Origin of the sequence: Streptosporangium oxazolinicum (assembly GCF_039537505.1) — a bacterium.
GTDB lineage: Bacteria > Actinomycetota > Actinomycetes > Streptosporangiales > Streptosporangiaceae > Streptosporangium > Streptosporangium oxazolinicum.
This window is the reverse complement of the sequence record NZ_BAABAQ010000001.1, coordinates 701654-722970: the sequence shown is the minus strand read 5'-3', so window position 1 is coordinate 722970 and position 21317 is coordinate 701654. Positions and strand designations below refer to the sequence as shown.

Genomic DNA, 21317 nt, shown 5'->3' with positions numbered 1-21317 from the left:
TGGGAGTAAACTGAGAGGCATCCCCTCAATCGTGTTAGCTTTTGGGTGGCTTTGCGTGTCTCTTGCTGATTGGAGGTGGTTCGGGATGTCCTCTGGCGATCCCAGCAGTACGTGCTCGCGCACGCCTGCTGTGCGCACCCTCGACCACCCCATCTCGGTGCCCGACCGGCGCCGCACGCGTCACCTCCTTCACCGGGGGTGACATCGCATCGCGTGTGGATCCCGCCAGGTTGGGCGGGAAAGGCTCGCCATGCGCTCCTCGCTTCTTTTTCCCCGTATCAAGCACACCCGGACGATCCGTGCCGCGCACACGTCCACGTCCGCCGTCTCGCTCCGTGAGCGGATGACCGGCGTCTGCGTCCCGCCGAGCGACTCGCTCGTCGAGTACGCCGCCTACGTCGGCGGCAAGAAGATCGACGCCCTGGGCATCCCCGACGCCCTGGAGCTCGTCCGTGCTCACAACGCGGCCCACGACGCGGCCTCCGGCACCGCCTCGGAAGGGGGCTCCGGCAAGGGTTCCGGCGGAGGCTCCGGAGGGGGCAACGCCTTCGTCTGGGTCGGCCTGCACGAGCCCGACGCCCCCGAGGTCGAGTGGCTCGCGGAGGTCTTCGCCCTGCATCCGCTCGCCGTCGAGGACGCCGTCAAGGCTCACCAGCGGCCCAAGGTCGAGCGCTACGGCGACTCGGTGTTCGTGGTCCTGAAGACCGTCGCCTACATCGACCACGACGTGCTGACCGCCACCAGCGAGATCATCGGCACCGGCGAGCTCATGGTGTTCGTCGGCCCCGACTTCGTGGTGACCGTGCGCCACGGCAGCCACTGCCCCCTCTCGGAGGTGCGCGCACGCCTCGAGGACAAGCCCAAGCTCCTCAACCGGGGCCCCACCGGCGTGCTGCACGCGATCGCCGACCACGTCGTCGACAGGTACCTCAGCGTGGCCGACCGCATGCAGGCCGAGCTGGAGGACGTCGAGGCCATGGTCTTCGCCGACGTCAGCGCCCGCGACATCGGCCGGATCTACAACCTCAAGCGCGAGATGATCGAGATGAAGCGGTCCGTCATGCCGCTCCAGTCGCCGATGTCCACGCTGGCCCAGCGCCGGATGATCCCCTCCGAGATGCGCGAGTACTTCCGCGACGTCGTCGACCACCTGGCCCGCGTCTGCGAGCAGGTCGAGTCGTCCAACGAGCTCTGCAACTCCATCCTCCAGGCGGCGCTCGCCCGCTCCAACGCGCTCGCCAACGAGGACATGCGGAAGATCTCCTCGTGGGTCGCCATCATGGCCGTCCCCACGATGATCGCCGGCATCTACGGCATGAACTTCGAGCACATGCCCGAGCTCCACTCCGTCTTCGGCTACCCACTGGTGATCGGCGTGATGGTCGTCGCCTGCACGCTGCTCTACCGGGGTTTCCGCCGCAACGGCTGGATGTGACCGCGGTCCTCTCACCGCTCCCGAGGGGACGCGCGCGTGACTGACGCGACCCGCGTCCTCCCGGGCGCTCAGGCGCTCAGGGGACGCGCGGGGGTGATCGGCCGGGGGACGGGCATGCTCCTTTCGGCCCACAGGGCGATCATCCGGTCGGGATAGTCGGTGACGATCGCGGCCACCCCGAGGTCGAGCAGCTCCGCGGCCCGTCCCGGCTCGTTCACGGTCCACACGGCGAGCGGCAGGCCCGCCTTCTCGGCCCGCCGGGCGAACTCCTGGTCGACCATCACGTGCTCGGGGGAGAGCGTGGTGCCCCCGCCCTCGGCGGCGGCGGCCGGGACGTCGCCGCCGAAGTCCTCCAGGCGGAGGCCGTCGAGCCAGGCGCCGTCCATGGTGGCGCGCTCGATCAGGGCGTACCGCGGGGTCGCGGGGATGAGCGAGCGGGCGATCCGCAGGACGCGCCAGTCGAAACTGAGGATCGCCGCCCGCTCCAGCCTGCGGTGCCGGTCGAGCTCGGCGACCACCATCTCGGTGAACTCGGCGGGGTCGGCGCTCAGGTCGGGCCTGGTCGGATCGGACTTCAGCTCCACGTGCACCCGCACCCCGTCGGCGCCGTACGCGTCCATCAGCCCCAGCACGGAGCCCAGGGTCGGCATCCGGGTGTTCGGCACCGGCACCTGCGTCGGGGCGAAACGGTCGCCGGGGTGGCGCGGCACCCGTATCCCGCACTCCAGCGTGCGCAGCTGCGCCAGCGTGAGCGCGCCGACGGGCCGGCCCACGTACGGGAAGACGGGGTCGTCGCGGAAGGCGGGACGGACGTCGGCGCTGGTCACCGCCGACACGGTGAGATCGTGCGTGAGCACCAGCCGCCGGTCGGCCGTGAGCGCGACGTCGAGCTCAAGCGCGTCGACGCCCAGCTCCAGGGCGTGGGCGAAACCGGGCAGGGTGTTCTCGGGACGGAGTCCGCGGGCGCCGCGATGACCGTGAATCTCGACATGCACACAGGGACCTTATCCACCCCGCGCGCCGATCGTCCGGTACGGCTCGCGCCCCGGTGACGCGGATGCGGGCCGTACCGGGAGAAACTAGATCATCGAGTGGATCTGGAGCGTCTCGGTACGCCCGGGACCGACCCCGACGGCCGAGATCCTGGAGCCGCTCATCTCCTCCAGGGCCTTCACGTACGCCTGGGCGTTGGCGGGCAGGTCCTCGAAGCTCCTGGCACCGGTGATGTCCTCCTTCCAGCCGGGGAACTCCTCGTACACCGGCCTGGCGTGGTGGAAGTCGGTCTGGGTCATCGGGATCTCGTCGTGGCGGACGCCGTCGACCTCGTAGGCGACGCAGACGGGGATCGTGTCCAGGCCGGACAGCACGTCCAGCTTGGTGAGGAAGTAGTCGGTGACGCCGTTGATCCGGGTGGCGTAGCGGGCGATCACCGCGTCGAACCAGCCGCAGCGGCGGTTGCGCCCGGTGGTCACCCCGTACTCGCCGCCGGTGGTGCGCAACCACTCGCCCATCTCATCGTCGAGCTCGGTCGGGAACGGGCCGGAGCCGACGCGGGTGGTGTACGCCTTCAGGATGCCGATCACGCGGGTGAGCCGGGTCGGCGGGATGCCCGAACCCGAGCAGGCGCCGCCGCTCGTCGGGGAGGAGGAGGTGACGAACGGATAGGTGCCGTGGTCGATGTCGAGCAGGTTGCCCTGCCCGCCCTCCAGCAGCACGACCTTGTCCTCGTCCAGCGCCCTGTTGAGGATCAGCGAGGTGTCGGCGATGTGCGGCTTGAGGCGCTCGGCGTAGCCGAGATACTCCTCCAGGACCTTGCCCGCGTCGATCGCCCGGCGGTTGTAGATCTTGGTGAGGATCTGGTTCTTCTCCCCCAGCGCGACCTCGATCTTCTTCTGCAGGATGCCCGGGTCCAGCAGGTCCTGGACCCGCACGCCCATCCGGTAGATCTTGTCGCCGTACGCGGGGCCGATGCCGCGCCCGGTCGTGCCGATCCTGGCCTTGCCGAGGTAGCGCTCGGTGACCTTGTCGAGGGCCTTGTGGTGGGGCATGATCAGGTGCGCGTTGGCGGAGATCAGCAGCCGCTCGGAGGAGACCCCCCGGGCCTGGAGCCCGTCGATCTCGCCCAGCAGCACGCCCGGGTCGATGACGACACCGTTGCCGATCACGGGGACGACGTTCGGGGAGAGCACTCCCGTGGGCAGCAGGTGCAGCGCGTACTTCTGGTCGCCGATGACGACCGTGTGGCCCGCGTTGTTGCCTCCCTGGTATCTGACGACGTAGTCGACCTGGTCTCCAAGCAGGTCGGTCGCCTTACCCTTGCCCTCATCGCCCCACTGGGCACCAACGAGAACGACAGCCGGCATCGTGAGTCTCCCACCACAAAAACGAAAACCCCTGGCGCAATCGCGACAGGGGCTCTTGCGTGGAGAGAATACCCGACCGCATCCGAAATGGGGATCTCCCACCTCGCGAAAGAGGGCGAGGTGGGAGATCCCGGAGACGGATCGGAAGCTGATCGGCGGCTCAGCGGGGCGGGTCGGGGACGGAGCCGGTGGCTTGGCCGGACGGGCCAAGGGCGGGACCGGGCGGCTCAGCGGGGCGGGTCGGGGACGGGAGCAGTGGCTCGGCCGGACGGGCCGGGGGCGGGACCGGTGGCCGGGCGCCGGCGGGTCAGCGGCTGGTCAGCTCCTCGGACGCCTCGGCGCTGGAGTCCTTCAGGAACTGGAAGCACCGCTCGGCCTCCTCCTTCTCCCCGATGCTCTGGGCGGCGCGGGCCAGCGCGTGCAGGCAGCGCAGGAACCCCTGGTTGGGAAGGTGCTCCCAGGGGATCGGGCCGTGCCCCTTCCAGCCCGCCCTGCGCAGCTGGTCCAGGCCGCGGTGGTAGCCGGTGCGGGCGAAGGCGTACGACGTCACGGCGTGCCCCGCCGCGAAGTACTCGTCCGCGAGCACGGCCCAGACGGCCGGGTACGCGGGGAAACGCGCGGCGACGTCGGATGCTTGGGCGCCGGATTCCAGTGCCTCCCGGGCCTCGGGCAGGTCCGGGAGCAGGGTGGGCGGCGGGCCGGCGAGGAGGTTCTCGTGCGATTCCATAACGACAGTCCTACCCGGTGGACCCGCGTCAGGCCAAGATCGGCCCCCGGAGTCTTTCCGGAGGCCGATCTCTCGCTCTCTTCCGTGCCCCTTTCCGGGCCTTAGGAGATCTTGGTGCCCGCGGACTTCAGGTGCTGGGCGGCCTCGACGATGCGCGCCGCCATCGAGGTCTCGGCGGCCTTGCCGTACGAGCGGGGGTCGTACGCCTTCTTGTTGCCGACGTCGCCGTCGACCTTGAGCACACCGTCGTAGTTCTTGAAGATGTGGTCGACGATCGGGCGGGTGAAGGCGTACTGCGTGTCGGTGTCGATGTTCATCTTCACCACGCCGTAGGAGATGGCCTCGTGGATCTCCTCCAGCAGCGAGCCGGAGCCGCCGTGGAAGACCAGGTCGAACGGCTTCTCCGTGCCGTACTTGGCGCTGACCGCGTCCTGGATCTCCTTGAGCACGCTCGGACGGAGCTTGACGTGGCCCGGCTTGTAGACGCCGTGCACGTTGCCGAAGGTCGCGGCGAGCATGTAGCGGCCCCGCTCGCCCAGGCCCAGGGCGTCGGCGGTCGCGAGGGCGTCCTCGGTGGTGGTGTAGAGCTTCTCGTTGATCTCGCCGACGACGCCGTCCTCCTCGCCGCCGACGACGCCGATCTCCACCTCGAGGACGATCCGCGCGCGGGCGGTCTTCTCGAGGAGCTCCTTGGCGATCTCCAGGTTCTCGTCCAGCGGCACGGCGGAGCCGTCCCACATGTGCGACTGGAAGAGGGGGTCCTCGCCCCTGGCCACCCGCTCAAGGGAGATGTCGAGCAGCGGGCGCACGAAACCGGCCAGCTTGTCCTTGGGGCAGTGGTCGGTGTGCAGGGCGATCGTCACGGGGTAGTTGGCCGCGACGACCCGGGCGTACTCCGCCAGGGCCACCGAGCCGGTCACCATGTTCTTCACCGTGGTGCCCGAGAGGAAATCGGCGCCGCCGGTCGACACCTGGACGATGCCGTCGCTCTCCGCCTCGGCGAACCCCCTGAGCGCCGCGTTGAGGGTCTGTGATGAGGTCACGTTGATGGCCGGGTAGGCGAAACCGCCTGCTTTAGCCCGGTCGAGCATCTCGGCGTAGACCTCTGGAGTAGCGATAGGCATCGTGTCATCTCCCTGGAGACGGCTGTGAAAAGCTGGCGCACGGCTATGAGGACATAGCCCGTAGGCCAGTATCCCGGGTTTTTGCCCGGCCGGACAGCTCCAATACCACTTCGGTCCGTGCCGGTGTGTCTCCCACCGTATCCCCGCCCCCTCCCCGGCCGGAGACGCCGGGGTCGTCGGGGCGAGCCGGAGGGGGTACGGACGATCTTCCTGGGCGCGCTCCTCCTGCTTCCCGGGCGTGTTGCTCCTGCCGGATCCACCGGGTCGGTCGTGAAATCTCCTCACGAACCGCTAATCTCCACACTGTGGGACGCCACAGGTCTGACCCGATGGGTATCGCCCGCCTGGTCCTCGTCGGACTGGCGGTGCTGGTGGTCGTCGCCCTGGTCGTGCTGGGAGTCCTCTCGCTCGTCGGCGGCCTGGGCTCCGGCGCGGAGACGGCCCCGTCGTCCGCCCCCTCGGCCGCCGCGTCGTCCGCCGCCGCCTCACCGGCCCCCTCCGCCACCCCCGAACGCGTCCCGACGGTCCTCGTCGAGTGCCTGCGGGAGCAGTGCCCCACGGTCTTCCTGAAGGTCACCGGGGGTGACGTGCTTCTCGACCGGGAGATGGCCCTCGGCGAGCGGTTCCGGTCATTCGACCCCAAGGTCGACGTCGTCCTGGCCGACTCCGCCGCCGTCCGCGTCCAGGTGAACGGTGCCGTCCGCTCCCCGGGCAAGGCGGGGGAGCGCCAGGAGTTCACGGTCTCCCGCGACTAGCGCCGCCTCTCCCGCTCTCCTCCTGCGCGGGACCCCTCTGGAAGCTCGGGCCCCCTCCGGAAAAGAGCCTCCTGGGAAGAATCTTCCGACCAGGGCCTTTCTCCGGTCTCCAGGCTCTCTGGTCTCTAGGCCAGGCCGAGGTCGGCCAGGGTGTAGGCGGTCAGGTACGGCAGCCCGGCCTCGGCGATCGCCGAGGCGGCTCCCCGGTCCACGATCGTGGCGACCGCCACGACCTCGGCGCCCGCCTCGCGCAGCGCCTCCACCGCGGTCAGCGGGGATCCACCGGTGGTGGAGGTGTCCTCCACCACCAGCACCCGCCGCCCCGACACGTCCGGCCCCTCGATCCTGCGCTGCATGCCGTGGGTCTTCTGCGCCTTGCGGACCACGAACGTGTCGAGCCGCCCGCCCCGCGCGGCCGCCGCGTGCGTCATGGCGGACGCCACCGGGTCGGCGCCCAGCGTCAGGCCGCCGACCGCCTCGTAGTCGAGGTCCTCGGTGAGGTCCAGCATGACCCGCCCCACCAGCGGCGCCGCCTGCCCGTCGAGGGTCACCCTGCGCATGTCCACGTAGAAGTCGGCCTCCTTGCCCGAGGACAGCACGACTTTGCCGTGCACCACGGCCTTGCCCTTGATCTCCGTCAACAGGCTCTCGCGATCGCTCATGGCACAAGGTTAGGGCGACTTCGGAACCCGCCCGATCGGGCCCCGTCGGAAAACAGGTCCGCCGTAACGCCGGTTTCGGGCCGGGGGTGGCAAAAGTGCGATCCGGGTTTACTCGCGGCGCGTACTGCGGGATTATCCGGCAGGCAACTCCGGGTAATGGTGAGGTCACAATGAGTGTGAAAACATCTCAAGGCGACGCTGAACTGCTGGCTGCCACCAGGAGCGGCGACGTGGCCGCCTACCGGCTGCTCCAACAGCGGCACGCCCCCGCGACGTACGCCCTCGCCCGCCTGCTCCTGCCGGGCGGGACCGAGGTCGAGGACGTCGTGGAGAGGACGTTCGCCAGGGTCCACCACGTGATCGCCCGGGGAGACGGCCCGGAACAGGCGTTCCGCGCCTACCTGCTCACCGTCCTGCGCCGCACCGTCGGCGACCTTTCCGGTACGGCGAGTGGCTCCGGTACGGCGAGCGGCCCGCGGGCCACCGGGCGGCCGCTACCGGAGGCCGTCGAGCGGACGGACGAGGAGACCGGCGAGACCGGCGAAGCCGATGAAGGGGCCGACGGGAAGACCGGTGAAGCCGATGAAGGGGAGGGGGAGATCGACGAGCGGGCGGACGGGGAGCTCGACCCCTTCGGTCCACGCGCGTTTCTCGTCGACCCGTCGCTGGAGGGCCTGGAACGCTCCCCGGTGGCCAGGGCGTTCCTCTCCCTGCCCGAGCGGTGGCAGCTCGTCCTGTGGCACGCCGAGGTCGAGAGGCTCAGGGGCGAGGACGTCGGGCTCCTGCTGGGCCTGACGGTCAACGGCGCGGCGGCGCTCGCCCACCGGGCCCGGGAGGGGATGCGCCAGGCGTGCCTGCGCATCCACCTGGCCGAGACGTCCGCCCCCGAGTGCCGGCCCGTGCTGACCAGGCTGGGACCCTACACGCGCGGCGGCCTGGCCAGGGAACAGGCCAGGGTCATCGACCGGCACCTGGAGGGCTGCTCCGGCTGCCGCGCGGTGCTCGCGGAGCTGACCGGCATCGGCCACGGCGTCCGCTCCGTCATCGGCCCGCTCGTCGCCGGTCCCGCGTTCCCCGCCTACCTGACGGCGCTCGCCAGGATGGGCGTCACGGCGGGGGGCGGGCTGGCCGCCCGCTGGCGGAGGGCTCCCCGATCCGTACGCCGCGCCGTCGTGGCCGGTGTGACGGCCGCCGCGGTCGCGGTGGCCTCGGCCCTCGTGCTGGTGGCGGCCGAGGAGCCCGTCAACCGGCCCAGCACGGCCTCCGAGCCGATCGTCGTGGCCCCGGTGCCCGATTCCTCCGCCTCGGGGGAATCCCCGGAGGAGTCCTCGAGGGAGTCGGGGGAGTCCTCGGCAGGTCCGGGGACCTCGGGGCCTCCCGTACCGTCGCTCTCGGGACGGCCGACGGGACCCGGCCGCGAACCCGGCGACACCGGAGCGGCACCCGGATCCGGCGCCGGGACGAACCCCGGTGGCGAGGATGGCGAGACGGGACCCGGGAGCGGGACCGGCGGGACGGGCCTCGAGGGCGAGTCCGGCGGGACGGGGTCCGGGGGCGGGGGCGGGGCCGGTGCGTCCGAGGGGGGCGACCCGGCCGGAACGGGGCAGGGGGGCCGGACGGGTTCCCCGCTCGCCCCTCGCCTCGTGGCCAGGATCGACGCGCTCGGCGCCCTGGTCAGGTCCGAGGCCGGAATCGTGGTGGTGCGGCTGCGCAACGCGGGCCGAGGGCAGAGCGAGGAGGTCGTCGCCGACGTCGGCCTGCCACGGGGCGTGACGCTGCCCTCCGGGTCCCGCCGGGGCAACGCCGTCGGCGGCGTCACGCCCGTCGGCACGGTCGACGGCTGGTCCTGCCGGGCTCTGACCCGGGGCGCCCGGTGCGTCCGGGGCCCACTACCGGCGGGCCGGGCCACGGCGGTCTTCCTGAGGGTCCTGGTGTCGGGCGACGCGACGTACGGGGCGTCGCCCTCGGTCACGGTCTCCACCGCGGGGACGCGGGTGGCGGCCAGGTCGCGCGGCGGGGTACGGGCGACGGGAGCCCCGGCCCGGTTCGCCACCGACGGCCGGGTGGCCGTCTCCGCGATCGGCAACACCCTGGTGAGCTGCGCGCCCTCGGAGCCCGCGTGCGAGGCCGCCCGGTCACGGCGGGGCGGCAGGCGCGACAACAACAGCTGGGAGATGCGTCCCCTCGACCGGGACGGGGATCCGTCGACGGGCAGTTCGAGCGCCGCCCGGCTCGTCCTGCCTGCGGCGAGCAAGGTGGTGTGGGCGGGCCTGTACTGGTCGGCGAGCGCGCCCCCCAGCGGGCGGGTCAAGCTCAAGGTGCCGGGGGAGGAACGATACCGGCAGGTCAGGGCCACGCAGGTGGTGGAGAGGGAGCTGCCTGCGGGGCGCGGTTACCAGGCGTTCGCCGACGTGACGCGTCTGCTGGGCGCGGTCCGAGGGACGTACTGGGTGGCCGACGCCTCGGTGCGGTCCGGGGTGGCGCGCCATGCCGGTTGGAGCCTGGTGGTCATCGTGGCCGACCCGCGCCGGCCGTACAGCCAGGCCGTCGTCGTCGACACCGCGACGGTGCTGGACGGGGGGCGCCGTTCGGCGCGGATACCGCTCGGCGGGCTGACGCCCTCCGGCGCGCCCGCGAGGATGGCCCTGGTGACCTGGGAGGGCGACGCGGGCGTCACGGGTGATCGGGTGAGGCTCGGCGGCCGGACCCTGCGGCCCGCCGGTGGGGAGCGGGACCCGCGCAACCCCTTCGACGGGTCCGCCGCCGGGGCTCGGGGCACCGGCACGACCTTCGGTACGGACGTGGACCGCTTCCGGTCGCCCCTCGGCCGTGACCCGGTGCTGGAGCTCAGCACGCGCCAGGACGTCCTGCTGTTCGGCGTGGTGGCGGTGAGCGTACGAACCACCCCGTAACGAACCACCCCGTAACGGATCCCGTGACGGCCTGAGGTGTCGGCGGTGCCGTGGAGGAGACGTCCGGTTCGCTGCTGACGGTGGGAGAGGGACGCACAGTCCGCCCGGGTCCGTTGTGCGGTGAGGGGGCCACGCGGAGCCCGGGGACACCGGTGGCGGGACGGCGGGAAACCCGAACGAGCGGCACCTCGCCGAGGGGGTTCACGAACGGGACAAACTGGTACGGTCTGCGTGAACGATCCAGCGTATGGTCGAGCGCGGGTGGAATCGTCGGGATTCACCCTCGGATGGTCAGCTGCTTGATTACCCTGAGGAAGGGCCGTCTGTCCGGTCTCTGAGGGGTTCTTTCAGGCTTGTCTGAACCGAAGGATCGGGCTACGTAGGAAGGGCGGTGTCGTGTGGATCGTTGCGCGCTGTTCGTGGACGCCGGCTACCTGCTGGCCGACGGCGCGATGGCGGTGCACGGTACCCGCCACCGCGAGTCCGTCTCCTGGGACTACCCGGGGCTGCTCCAGCTGCTCAACAAGTTGTCGAGGGAGCGCACCGGCCTGCCGCTGCTGCGCTGCTACTGGTACGAGGCGACCGTGGAGGGCCGCCGCACCCCGGAGCACGACACGCTGGCCGACATCCCCGGCCTCAAGCTCCGCCTGTCGCGCATCCGCCCCGGCCGCCGCGAGGGCGTCGACGCCCAGGTCCACCGCGACCTGATGACGCTGGCCCGCAACGGCGCGGTCTGCGACGCGGTCGTGGTCAGCGGTGACGAGGACCTGGCACAGGTCGTCTGCGACGCCCAGGACCTCGGCGTCCGGGTCACCGTGGTGCACATCAGCGCCGACGGCGGCTGGGCCGTCTCCCGTACGCTGCGCCAGGAGTGCGACGACCTGATCGAGATCGGCGCCGGTCATCTGCGCCCGCACGTCAGCCTGCTCAGCGGTGAGCCCCCCGTCCTGGCGGCCAACGGCCACCAGCACGGCGCCACCAACGGCCAGCCCGTCACCTCCCGCGGCACCGGCGGCCTCGGCGGGAGCAACGGAGCCCCGGCCACCAGCCCCATCCCCGCGGTCCAGACGTCCCGCGCGGCCCACGCCCAGCCCGCGCTGCCCTCCGCCTACCAGAGCTACACCCAGGAGTCGCCGATCCCCCCGGTCACTCCCGCCGCGCCGCCTTCACCCCCGCCGCCGCCATCCCCGCCGCCCCCGCCCGCCTCCACGCCCCCCTCGCACGCCGCCGTCAGCACGCAGACGGGCCCGCTGCCGGCCGCGCCGCAGTACTCGCTGGGCAACACCGGCGGCATGCCGAGCTACCAGTCCCCGCCGCAGATGGGCGCCTACACCGGTCCCCAACCGGCCCCGGTGCCGCTGCAGAGCACCGGGACCGGCACGGGGACCGGCGCCGCGACGACCCTCTCCGACGCGGTGCAGGCCGCCCACAAGGAGGGCCACGACTTCGGCGAGTCCGTGGCCAAGGACGCGCCCGCCCTGTGGCTGGAGGCGGTCCTGGCCCGCAAGCCCCGGATGCCCTCGGACCTGGAGGCGCGCCTGCTCCAGGGCTCCTCCCTGCCGATCGACTTCCTCCTGCACGACGAGGTCCGCCACGCCCTGCGCCGAGGCTTCTGGGACGCCCTGGAGCGCGCCCGCCGCTGAGACGCGCGGCGCTCAGGACCCTTGGAGCGCGCGAGCGCTTCGGGTCCCCGGAGGCGCCCCGCGTTGAGGCACGCACAGCGCATCGCACGGCACCGCACACAGCGCCGTGCCCAGGATCCCGTGCTCAGGAGTGCTTGGGACCACACCGCGCTCAGGACCACACCGCGCTCGGGACCGTACCGGGGGAACGCCCGTCAGGTGAGGGCGTCGAAGCCCGCGCGCAGGTGGTCGAGGCGGCTGGACAGGTCGGCCATCGGCCCCGTGAGACCGGGGTCGCCGCTCTTGCGGGCCAGCTCGACGACCCGGCCGAGCTCCTCCTCGACGGCGGTCAGGCGCCTGGACAGCTCGGGCAGCACGGCGGCCTGGTCGGACGCCTCACCGGGCGGCAACTCCGTGGCGAGGCGCTCGCGGAGCAGGGTGGCCTGCTCGGCCAGCCTGCGGTTCATGTTGTAGAGCTCCACGAACACCGCGACCTTGGCCCGCAGCACCCACGGGTCGAAGGGCTTGGTGAGGTAGTCGACGGCGCCCGCCGCGTAACTGCGGAAGGCGTAGTCGGGCGCGCTGTCGACCACGGTCAGGAAGATGATCGGGATGTTGCGGGTGCGCTCGCGGCGCTTGATGTGGGCCGCCGTCTCGAACCCGTCCATGCCCGGCATGCGGACGTCGAGCAGGATCAGCGCGAACTCCGTGCCGAGCAGGGCCTTCAGCGCCTCCTCCCCCGACTTCGCCCGGACGGGTATCAGATCGAGCGAGCTGAGAATGGCCTCAAGCGCGATCAGGTTCTCCTCCCGGTCGTCCACCAGGAGGATCTTGGCTCTGTCCGGCATCGATCACACGCCTTCGTTGGAGTCGCCGGCCGGCTTGCCCCGGGTCAGCCAGCCGCGCAGCCTTTCCAGCAGGCGGTCGACGTCGACGGGCTTGGGCACGTAGTCGGAGGCGCCGGATGCGATGCTTTTCTCCCGGTCGCCTCGCATGACCTTAGCGGTTAGCGCGATGATCGGCAGGTCCGCGAACTGGGGCATCCGGCGTATCGCGGAGGTGGTGGCCCAGCCGTCCATCTCCGGCATCATGATGTCCATCAGGACGAGGGCGACGTCCTCGTTGCGTTCGAGCTGCTCGATGCCCTCGCGGCCGTTCTCCGCGTAGATCACCGTGGAGCCGTAGCGTTCGAGCACGCTGGTGAGCGCGAAGACGTTACGGATGTCGTCGTCCACGATCAGGATCTTCGCCCCGGTCAGCGGGTCGTCGCCCTTCCACGGCTTGCCCTCGTCCTGCGGGAACTGCGGCAGGGGCATGTCGTCGTTGAGCGTGAGCTCCGGCAGGGCGTCGGGCTCCTCCAGCACGCCGACGAGTGCCGGGTTGCGGGGGGAGGAGGGAGTGCTCGCCCCGCCGTCGCGCGAGGCGAGCGGGCCGCCGTACGACGGCGGCAGGTAGAGGGTGAAGGTGCTGCCCTCGCCGACCTTGCTGACCACGTGGATCTCACCGCCGAGCAGGCGGGCGATCTCACGGCAGATGGACAGGCCCAGGCCCGTCCCCCCGTACTTGCGGCTGGTGGTCCCGTCGGCCTGGCGGAACGCCTCGAAGATGACCTCCAGCTTGTCGGAGGCGATCCCGATGCCGGTGTCGACCACCTCGAAGGCGAGGATGCCGTCGGCGCCGCGCAGGGTGTCGTCCACGAAGGCGACGGCGCGCCTGGCGTGGATCACGCGCAGCCGCACCTCTCCCTTGGGGGTGAACTTGATCGCGTTGGAGAGCAGGTTGCGCAGCACCTGCTGGAGGCGCTGCTCGTCGGTACGGAGCTCCTGCGGGATCGACGGGTCGACCTCGACGGTGAACGACAGGCCCTTGTCCTGGGCGAGCGGCTCGAAGGTGGCCTCGAAGTAGTCGACGAGCTTGGGTAGCGAGATCTGCTGGGGGTGGACGTCCATCCGGCCGGCCTCGACCTTCGACAGGTCGAGGATGTCGTTGATCAGCTGCAGCAGGGCGGAACCGGCGCCGTGGATGGTCCTGGCGAACTCCACCTGCTGGGCGGTGAGGTTGCCCTCGGCGTTCTCGGTGAGCAGCTTGGCCAGCACGAGGAGGCTGTTCAGCGGGGTGCGCAGCTCGTGGGACATGTTGGCGAGGAACTCGGACTTGTAGCGCGAGGAGACCGCGAGCTGCTCGGCGCGCTCCTCCAGCGTGCGGCGGGCCTGCTCGATCTGGAAGTTCTGGATCTCGATGGCCCGGTTCTGCTTGGCCAGCAGCGCGGCCTTGTCCTCCAGCTCGGCGTTGGAGCGGCGCAGCTCCTCCTGCTGGCGCTGGAGCTCGTCGGAGCGTTCCTGCAGCTCGGTGGTGAGGCGCTGCGACTCGGTCAGCAGGTCCTCGGTCCTGGAGTTGGCGATGATCGTGTTCATCGTGACGCCGATGGTCTCGACGAGCTGGTTCAGGAAGTCGTGGTGGACCTCGCTGAACTCGCTGAACGAGGCCAGCTCCAGGACGCCGAGCACCTGCGTCTCGAACAGCACCGGCAGCACGACGATCTGCGCGGGCGTGGAGGTGCTGAGGCCGGTGTCGACGGTGAGGTAGCGGGCGGGCACGTTGCCGAGGATGATCCCCCTGCCCTCCATCGCGGCCTGGCCCACGATGCCCTCGCCGGTCGCGAACCGCTGCCGGGGGCCGCTGCCGGGGCGGGCGCCGTACCCGGCGATGAGGTGCAGGTCGCGGTCGCCGATGGGTTCGGCGAGGTAGAAGGCGCCGTAGCTCGCCGACACCAGCGGGGTCAGCTCGCTCATGATGAGCTTGGCGACCTCCATCAGGTCGCGGTGACCCTGCATGAGGCGGGAGATCCTCGCCAGGTTGGACTTCAGCCAGTCCTGCTCCTGGTTGGCGGTGGTGGTGTCGCGCAGCACCGCCACCATCATGTTGATGTTGTCCTTCAGCTCGCCGATCTCGCCCTCGGCGTCGACGGTGATGGAGCGGGTCAGGTCGCCGGTGGCGACGGCGGTGGTGACCTCGGCGATGGCGCGCACCTGGGTGGTGAGGCGGGCGGCGAGCTCGTTGACGTTCTCGGTGAGGCGCTTCCAGATGCCCTCGGCGCCCTCGACGCGCGCCTGACCGCCCAGCTTGCCCTCGGAGCCGACCTCGCGGGCGACCCGGGTGACCTCCGCGCCGAAGGACGACAGCTGGTCGACCATGGTGTTGATCGTGGTCTTCAGCGCGAGGATCTCGCCCTGCGCGTTCACGTCGATCTTGCGCGTCAGGTTGCCCGACGCGACGGCGGTGGTGACCTCGGCGATGTTGCGGACCTGGTACGTCAGGTTGTTGGCCATGGAGTTGACGTTGTCGGTGAGGTCCTTCCAGACCCCGGAGACGCCGCGTACGCGGGCCTGGCCGCCGAGCTGGCCTTCGGTGCCGACCTCGCGGGCGACGCGGGTGACCTCGTCGGCGAACATCGACAGCTGGTCGACCATGGTGTTCAGGGTGTCCTTGAGCTGCAGGATCTCGCCCTGGGCATCCGCGGTGATCTTCTTGGACAGGTTTCCCTGGGCGACGGCCGTGGACACCGCGGCGATCTGGCGCACCTGGGTGGTCAGGTTGTTCGCCATCACGTTGACGTTGTCGGTGAGGTCCTTCCAGGTGCCGGAGACCCCGGACACCTGCGCCTGACCGCCCAGCTGGCCCTCCGAGCCGACCTCACGGGCGACCCGGCTCACCTCGGAGGCGAAGGACGACAGCTGGTCGACCATGGTGTTGATCGTGGTCTTCAGCGCGAGGATCTCGCCCTGCGCGTCGACGTCGATCTTGCGGGTCAGGTCTCCGTTGGCGACGGCGGTGGTGACCTCGGCGATGTTGCGGACCTGGTACGTCAGGTTGTTCGCCATGAAGTTGACGTTGTCGGTGAGGTCCTTCCAGACCCCGGAGACGCCGCGTACGCGGGCCTGGCCGCCGAGCTGGCCTTCGGTGCCGACCTCGCGGGCGACGCGGGTGACCTCGTCGGCGAACATCGACAGCTGGTCGACCATGGTGTTCAGGGTGTCCTTGAGCTGCAGGATCTCGCCCTGGGCGTCCGCGGTGATCTTCTTGGACAGGTCACCCTGCGCCACCGCCGTGGACACCGCCGCGATGGCGCGGACCTGGGTGGTCAGGTTGCCCGCCATCACGTTGACGTTGTCGGTGAGGTCCTTCCACACGCCCGACACGCCGCGCACCTGCGCCTGGCCGCCGAGCTGGCCCTCGGTGCCGACCTCGCGGGCGACCCGGGTGACCTCCTCGGCGAACGCCAGCAGCTGGTCCACCATGGTGTTGACGGTGTTCTTCAGCTCGAACATCTCGCCGACCGCGTCGACGGTGACCTTGCGGCTCAGGTCGCCCCGCGCGACCCCGGTGGTCACCGCGGCGATGTCGCGGACCTGCGCGGAGACACGGCTGGACATGGTGTTGACGGCCTCGGTGAGGTCGCGCCAGCTTCCCGACATGCCGCGCACGTTCGCCCGGCCGCCCAGGCGGCCCTCGGTCCCGACCTCCCTGGCCACCCGCGTCACCTCGGACGTGAACAGCGACAGCTGGTCGACCATGCCGTTGATCGCCTTGCCGAGACGGCGCACCTCGCCCCTGGCACTGCGATCGAGATCGATCCGGCGGGACAGGTCACCCTTGGCCACCGCGTCGATCACGTCCGCGGCCCCGCTGACCGGGCCCACGAGCGCGTCGATCAGCGTGTTGACCGAGTCGACGCTCTCGGCCCACGAACCCACACCGGGACCGGGGGTGAGGCGCTCGCCGAAGCGGCCCTCCTTGACCACCTCGCGGCGGACCCGGTGCAGCTCGTTGGCCAGGTGCTCGCGGCGATCGGCCACCTCGTTGAGCAGGAGGCGGATCTCGCTGAGGATTCCGGGTGGGGCGTGCGGCACCCGGCGGCGGAAGTCACCGTCGCGCCAGGTGATGAGCGTCTGCAGGATCGGTCGCAGATCGGATTCGCTGTAACGTCGCTCCTCGACGTCGGGCACGGTGTTGACCGTGGTCATGAGACCTCCTTGACTCCCGGGGGCGCAGCCGTGAGTCACCCCAGTCTGTCACGGTGCGCAATGTGTAGTCCCACCTTCGATTCACCCCATGTCAACGGGAAGTGTGGTAGTCACGGAACAGTGACCAGTGCTCCACGTGCCGTCCTGGCGGCGACCTTCGCCCCGGGACACACGGCCGTCCCTGCCGCCAGGCGGTTCACCATCGAGGTGATGACCGCCTGGGCCGCCGCGTCCGTCCTGGCGACCGCCGAGCGGCTGGCCGCCGACCTGTCGTCGCAGGTGACCGACGTCCCCTTCGAGATCGTCTGGAGCCATCTGGGCGACGGGCTGCAGATCGAGGTGCGCCAGAAGCAGGCCCCCGAGGGGAGCCCCGGCGCTCCGTCCGTACCGGTGGAGGAATGGGGTGTCACCTTCGCCGATCAGCAGCGCACGCACTGGGCCAGGATCCGGCTGCCCGGCTCCTCCGGACGGCCGTCCTCGGAGTGGGCCGCCGAAGAACCCAGCCGCGGGCCGATATGGATGGGTTTTCTCGCCGACGCCAGCGATCTCCTGGCGGGCACCCTCGACCCTGACATGGTGCCCGCGATCATCTCGCAGATCGTGGTGCCGCGGCTGGCCACCTGGTGTGCCGTCTACACATGGAGCGACGGCGGCGGCCCGCAGCGCCCAGCCTACCTCTGGCACACCGACGAACGGCGCATCGACGAACTCCGGGAGGAGCTCGCCGGCGTCCAGATCCCGCAGGGCGGCGGGTCCATGCAGCTCGCCGACTCGCAGATGCTGGTCATCCCGCTCCTCGCGCGCGGGCGCACGCTGGGCGCGATGTGCCTGGGGCGGCCCGACCGGTTCGCCGAGGACGTGTTCCAGTACGCCGAGGACATCGGCCGCCGCGCCGCACTCGCCCTCGACAACGCCCTGCTGTACGCCACCCAGGCGGCGGCGAACCGGGCGCTCCAGCGCAGCCTGCTCCCTCCCGACGAGCCTGGCGAGATCCCCGGTCTCGACCCCGCGGTGGTCTACGAGCCCGCCGGGGAGACCAACGAGGTCGGCGGCGACTTCTACGACCTCTTCGCGGCCGGTGACGGCTCCTGGCGGTTCGCGGTGGGCGACGTCTGCGGGACCGGCCCCGAGGCCGCCGCGGTCACCGGCCTGGCCCGCCACACCCTGCGCCTGCTCGCGCGGGAGGGGTACGGGGTGGCGGCCGTCCTCGACCGTCTCAACCAGGCCATCCTGGACGAGGGCGAGCGCGCCCGGTTCCTGACCCTGCTGCACGGGGAGATCACGCCCGTGCCGAGCGGCCTGGACGTGGCGATGGTCTCCGCCGGGCACCCGGAGGCGCTGCGGCTGCGGCCCAGCGGCGTCGTGGAGGCCGTGGTGACCTCGCAGTCGTTGCTGGGCGTCTTCCCCGAGGCGACCTTCAAGGCGGAGCTCGTCCACCTCGACCCCGGTGACGTGCTGCTCGCGGTGACCGACGGGGTCACCGAGCGTCGCAGGGACGGGCGGCTGCTCGACGACGACGCGGGGCTGGCCAAGCTGCTGGCCGAGTGCGCGGGGCTGTCGGCGCGGGCGGTCGCCGAGCGGATCCGCCGCGCGGTCCAGGACTTCGCCCCCGAGCCGAGCGCCGACGACATGGCGATCGTGGTCCTGCGAGCCCGCTGACGGGACCGCCCACCCACCGGGCGGTCCCGCGCGCCCGCTGATCGGCTGAACGGGCCGCGCGCCCACGGTCCCGCGCCCGCTCACCGGCCGGGCGGGACCGCCCGCGCGCCCGCCCACCGGCTGGCCGGAGCAACGCGCCCGCTGATCGGCTGGACGGGACCGCCCGCGCGCCCGCTCACCAGCTGGACGGGGCCGCCCGCGCGTCCCCCGGGGGGCGTACGGGCGACCGTCACTCCCCTCGCGGGGTGATACGGGCTAAATGTCGGTCTTCACGTGCTTTCGGGCGAATTCCAGCTGCGCCGACATCTGCGCGATGCGCTCGGAGACGACCAGGGAGCCGTGGCCCGCGTCGTAGCGGTACACCCTGTGCTCGTGGTCGCGCTCGGCGAGCCGGGCCACGTACGCCTCGATCTGCCCGATCGGGCAGCGCGGGTCGTTCTCCCCGGCGAGGATCAGCAGCGGCGCCTCGACCTGGTCGACGTAGGTGATCGGCGAGCTGTTCACGTACCGTTCGCGCTGCTCCTCGGGAGAGCCGCCGAGCAGCGCGCGGTGGTAGGAGCGCAGCGCCTCCGTCTCCTCCTCGTAGGTGGCGACGTGGTCGGCGATCGGCACCGTGGCGATGCCCGCCGCCCACATCTTGGGCTGGGTGCCCAGGCCGAGCAGCGTGAGATAGCCGCCCCAGGAGGCGCCGGACAGCACCAGCCGGTCGGGGTCGCAGACGCCGCGGTCGACCATGGCGTCCCTGACGGCGGCCACGTCGGCCAGCTCGATGTGCCCGACGTCGCCGTGCAGGGCGTTCCGCCAGGCGGAGCCGTAGCCGGTGGATCCCCGGTAGTTGACCCGTACGACCGCGAAGCCGAGATCCACCCAGGCGGCCACCTGCGGCACGAAGGAGTCGTCGTCCTGCGCGGTGGGCCCGCCGTGCAGCACGAAGACCGTGGGGAAGGGGCCGGAGCCGCGCTCGGGGCGTGAGACGAAGGCGTGGACGCGGCCACCGGGCCCCTCCACGTCCACGTCCTCGACCGGGACCGACGGGGGTGAGGTGGGGCCGCCGTGGTTCATCACCACGTGGCCGCTGGTCGACCGGATCAGCGGCGGGTGGGCCCCGCTGGACCAGGAGTACTCGACGGAGCCGTCGGGGCGGGGCGCGGCGGCGTCGATCACGCCGTGCTGGGTCTCGATCGGGAAGAACCCGCCGCCGGGGAGGTCGTAGCGGGTCAGATAGGTGCGGCCCCGGTTGCCGCGCACGACGAGCAGCGAGCGGCCGTCGTCGTACCAGTCGGCGGTGATCTCGCCCGGGTCGCGCAGCCAGATCTCCCGCTGGTCGCCGGTCTCGGGGTCCCAGACGAGGGGCTCGCGACGGCCCCTGCGCTCGTGCAGGGTGAGCAGGCGGCGGTCTCCGGACACCGGGGCGAAACGCAGGCCGATGAGGCCCTTGCCGGGGGCGTCGTGCAGGTCGCCGACGACCTCGCCGTTGCGCCGGAGCACGCGCAGCCCGGGGTGCCGGGCGTCGCCGCGCTCGCTGTGGCTGATCGCGATCAGCGAGCCGTCCAGGGAGACCGCGGAGACGGCGGCCGCCTCGGCGTGCTCGTAGAGCGTCCGCGCGGGCTCGCCCGGCTGTACGAGATGGATGGTGAAGCCCTGTCCCGGCCTGGCCATGCCGATGACCGCGTCGCCCGTCGCCGAGAGCCCGAGCCCGGCGGGGAAGCCGGGGGCGAGGTCGATCGGCTGGTCGGGGCCGCCGTAGAAGGGCTGGCGCATCCACCGGCCCCACTCGTCGCCGTCGGTGTCGTCGAACCACCAGATCCACTGCCCGGTGGGATCGATCGCGCCGTGCGAGGTGCCCTTGGGCCGTGAGGTCGCCTGGCGGGTGGAGCCACCCGCGCGGTCCCAGGCGTAGACCTCCCACGCCCCCGAGGCGTTGCTGCGGTAGACGGACCGGCTGGGAGCCTGGGCCGCCCACACGGGCAACGTCGCGCGCGGCGCACGGAACCTGGCCTGCCAGCGCTCCTCCGCCTTCATATGGCGCTTCCCTCCGTCAAGGCGTCAGCTTCACGCGTCCAGGCGCGGGCTCGCCGGATTGCGGTCCAGTATGGCGTCTTCACCGGCTAATTGCTTGAGTAATGTCTGGGAATTTCGGACTAAAAGTCACATCAGTAACAGGCGTCTCGAAGGTGGCTGTCAAGCACACAGCTTGCTCACGGGTGGCGCTTAAAGATAGACATACGGAAAGAAGCCTCTACAAGGCTCAATTCCGGAAGTTCTACGACTTTTCTTCGCATAACTTCCGTCTCCGTATGCCAGGCGCTGGGCCCCATTCCCACGACCGCTTCGACCGCATCATGCCCCAGGGGCATCTCGAACGCTAGAGTGCTCCGGCCGGTCTCGACGAAGTGCTCGCTCAGGCTCTCCGCCACACGCCGCTCCTTCGATTCGTCCACCGACAGGAGGCCCAGTCGCTCCACCAGTGGCGCGAGGTGCCGTGCGGTGGGCGTGACCACTACGAGTTCACCGTCCCCCTTGAGCACCCGCGCGAACTCTGCCCCATTTCTAGGGGCGAACACATTGAGAAGCACATCTATCGTGCCATCTCCCAGCGGTAGCGGCCGCCACACGTCGGCCACCACCGCCCCCAGCCGGGGATGGGCCCGTGCGGCCCGCCTGATCGCGTGCTTGGAGACGTCCAGCGCCACTCCCACGGCCCCCGGCAGCGCGTCGAGCGCCCGCGCGAGATAGTGGCCCGTCCCGGCCCCGGCGTCCGCGACCACCTTCGCACCGGTACGGCAGGCACCGGCGACCGCCTCCGCCAGCGGGGCGTAGTGCCCGGCGCCGAGAAAGGCGTCCCTGGCCGCCACCATGGCCGCGCTGTCGGCCGTTCCCGGCACCCGCGACCCGGTCAGCAGGCTGACGTATCCCTGCCTGGCCACGTCGAAGCCGTGCCCCAGGGCGCACCGCAGGACCCGCTCCCCAAGCTCCAGCGAGCCTCCGCAGACCGGGCAGGCGAGGTGTTCGACGACATCGTCCAGCATGTCCT

At 71.2% G+C, this 21317-nt stretch carries 14 protein-coding genes; 5 read left to right on the top strand and 9 right to left on the bottom strand.

The features are described from left to right. The first annotated feature begins 250 nt into the window (after window positions 1-250). Window positions 251-1435: a magnesium/cobalt transporter CorA gene (gene corA, locus ABD817_RS03395; RefSeq protein WP_344914819.1), complete on the top strand. Its 1185-nt coding sequence runs from the start codon at window positions 251-253 to the stop codon at window positions 1433-1435. A gap of 68 nt (window positions 1436-1503) precedes the next feature. On the opposite strand, the gene ABD817_RS03390 is transcribed toward corA, so the two are convergent. The 4 genes from ABD817_RS03390 to fbaA form a co-directional block, all read right to left on the bottom strand. After that, window positions 1504-2430, bottom strand: a complete 927-nt coding sequence (locus ABD817_RS03390; protein ID WP_344914817.1) for a glycerophosphodiester phosphodiesterase family protein — start codon at window positions 2428-2430, stop codon at window positions 1504-1506. An 84-nt stretch (window positions 2431-2514) separates the two neighbouring features. Beyond that, window positions 2515-3798 (bottom strand): adenylosuccinate synthase, encoded by a 1284-nt coding sequence (locus ABD817_RS03385; protein WP_344914815.1) that lies wholly within the window; start codon window positions 3796-3798, stop codon window positions 2515-2517. 307 nt (window positions 3799-4105) lie between these two features. Further along, window positions 4106-4525: a DUF3151 domain-containing protein gene (locus tag ABD817_RS03380; RefSeq protein ID WP_344914813.1), complete on the bottom strand. Its 420-nt coding sequence runs from the start codon at window positions 4523-4525 to the stop codon at window positions 4106-4108. 101 nt (window positions 4526-4626) lie between these two features. Continuing rightward, complete coding sequence (fbaA, locus tag ABD817_RS03375) at window positions 4627-5649, bottom strand: class II fructose-bisphosphate aldolase (RefSeq protein ID WP_344914811.1); 1023 nt, start codon at window positions 5647-5649, stop codon at window positions 4627-4629. 329 nt (window positions 5650-5978) lie between these two features. Here fbaA and ABD817_RS03370 point away from each other — a divergent pair, with 329 nt between their 5' ends. Further along, the gene (locus ABD817_RS03370; RefSeq protein WP_344914809.1) at window positions 5979-6404 is read left to right on the top strand and encodes a hypothetical protein; all 426 of its coding nucleotides are present in this window, start codon (window positions 5979-5981) and stop codon (window positions 6402-6404) included. A 125-nt stretch (window positions 6405-6529) separates the two neighbouring features. Here ABD817_RS03370 and pyrE read toward each other — a convergent pair whose 3' ends face one another. Continuing rightward, entirely contained in the window at window positions 6530-7066 is a 537-nt protein-coding gene (gene pyrE / locus ABD817_RS03365) for an orotate phosphoribosyltransferase (RefSeq protein ID WP_344914807.1), read from the bottom strand. A gap of 176 nt (window positions 7067-7242) precedes the next feature. Between pyrE and ABD817_RS03360 the strand changes: the two genes are divergently transcribed. Together ABD817_RS03360 and ABD817_RS03355 are read left to right on the top strand one after the other, a co-directional pair. Further along, window positions 7243-9978 carry a zf-HC2 domain-containing protein gene (locus ABD817_RS03360; protein ID WP_344914805.1) on the top strand — a complete coding sequence of 912 codons (2736 nt, stop codon included), beginning with the start codon at window positions 7243-7245 and terminating at the stop codon, window positions 9976-9978. A gap of 398 nt (window positions 9979-10376) precedes the next feature. Then, complete coding sequence (locus ABD817_RS03355) at window positions 10377-11621, top strand: NYN domain-containing protein (RefSeq protein ID WP_344914803.1); 1245 nt, start codon at window positions 10377-10379, stop codon at window positions 11619-11621. A 194-nt stretch (window positions 11622-11815) separates the two neighbouring features. Here ABD817_RS03355 and ABD817_RS03350 read toward each other — a convergent pair whose 3' ends face one another. Together ABD817_RS03350 and ABD817_RS03345 are read right to left on the bottom strand one after the other, a co-directional pair. Next, window positions 11816-12448, bottom strand: a complete 633-nt coding sequence (locus ABD817_RS03350) for a response regulator (RefSeq protein WP_344914801.1) — start codon at window positions 12446-12448, stop codon at window positions 11816-11818. Window positions 12449-12451: 3 nt separating this feature from the next. Continuing rightward, on the bottom strand, window positions 12452-16624 hold the full coding sequence (locus tag ABD817_RS03345; RefSeq protein WP_344914799.1) for a HAMP domain-containing protein: 4173 nt from the start codon (window positions 16622-16624) through the stop codon (window positions 12452-12454). 120 nt (window positions 16625-16744) lie between these two features. Here ABD817_RS03345 and ABD817_RS03340 point away from each other — a divergent pair, with 120 nt between their 5' ends. Further along, window positions 16745-18283, top strand: coding sequence for a PP2C family protein-serine/threonine phosphatase (locus tag ABD817_RS03340; protein ID WP_344914797.1), 1539 nt, complete (start codon window positions 16745-16747; stop codon window positions 18281-18283). 255 nt (window positions 18284-18538) lie between these two features. Here the strand turns inward: ABD817_RS03340 and ABD817_RS03335 are convergent, their stop codons facing one another. After that, complete coding sequence (locus ABD817_RS03335; protein ID WP_344914795.1) at window positions 18539-20305, bottom strand: S9 family peptidase; 1767 nt, start codon at window positions 20303-20305, stop codon at window positions 18539-18541. A 176-nt stretch (window positions 20306-20481) separates the two neighbouring features. Then, on the bottom strand, window positions 20482-21312 hold the full coding sequence (locus ABD817_RS03330) for a putative RNA methyltransferase (RefSeq protein ID WP_344914793.1): 831 nt from the start codon (window positions 21310-21312) through the stop codon (window positions 20482-20484). Window positions 21313-21317: the final 5 nt, after the last annotated feature.

Coding starts and splice junctions, on each gene's coding strand:
- pyrE (WP_344914807.1), bottom strand. CDS start 7,066: ATGAGCGATCGCGAGAGCCTGTTGACGGAGATCAAGGGCAAGGCCGTG.
- ABD817_RS03350 (WP_344914801.1), bottom strand. CDS start 12,448: ATGCCGGACAGAGCCAAGATCCTCCTGGTGGACGACCGGGAGGAGAAC.
- ABD817_RS03330 (WP_344914793.1), bottom strand. CDS start 21,312: ATGCTGGACGATGTCGTCGAACACCTCGCCTGCCCGGTCTGCGGAGGC.
- ABD817_RS03380 (WP_344914813.1), bottom strand. CDS start 4,525: ATGGAATCGCACGAGAACCTCCTCGCCGGCCCGCCGCCCACCCTGCTC.
- ABD817_RS03345 (WP_344914799.1), bottom strand. CDS start 16,624: ATGACCACGGTCAACACCGTGCCCGACGTCGAGGAGCGACGTTACAGC.
- fbaA (WP_344914811.1), bottom strand. CDS start 5,649: ATGCCTATCGCTACTCCAGAGGTCTACGCCGAGATGCTCGACCGGGCT.
- corA (WP_344914819.1), top strand. CDS start 251: ATGCGCTCCTCGCTTCTTTTTCCCCGTATCAAGCACACCCGGACGATC.
- ABD817_RS03385 (WP_344914815.1), bottom strand. CDS start 3,798: ATGCCGGCTGTCGTTCTCGTTGGTGCCCAGTGGGGCGATGAGGGCAAG.
- ABD817_RS03370 (WP_344914809.1), top strand. CDS start 5,979: ATGGGTATCGCCCGCCTGGTCCTCGTCGGACTGGCGGTGCTGGTGGTC.
- ABD817_RS03335 (WP_344914795.1), bottom strand. CDS start 20,305: ATGAAGGCGGAGGAGCGCTGGCAGGCCAGGTTCCGTGCGCCGCGCGCG.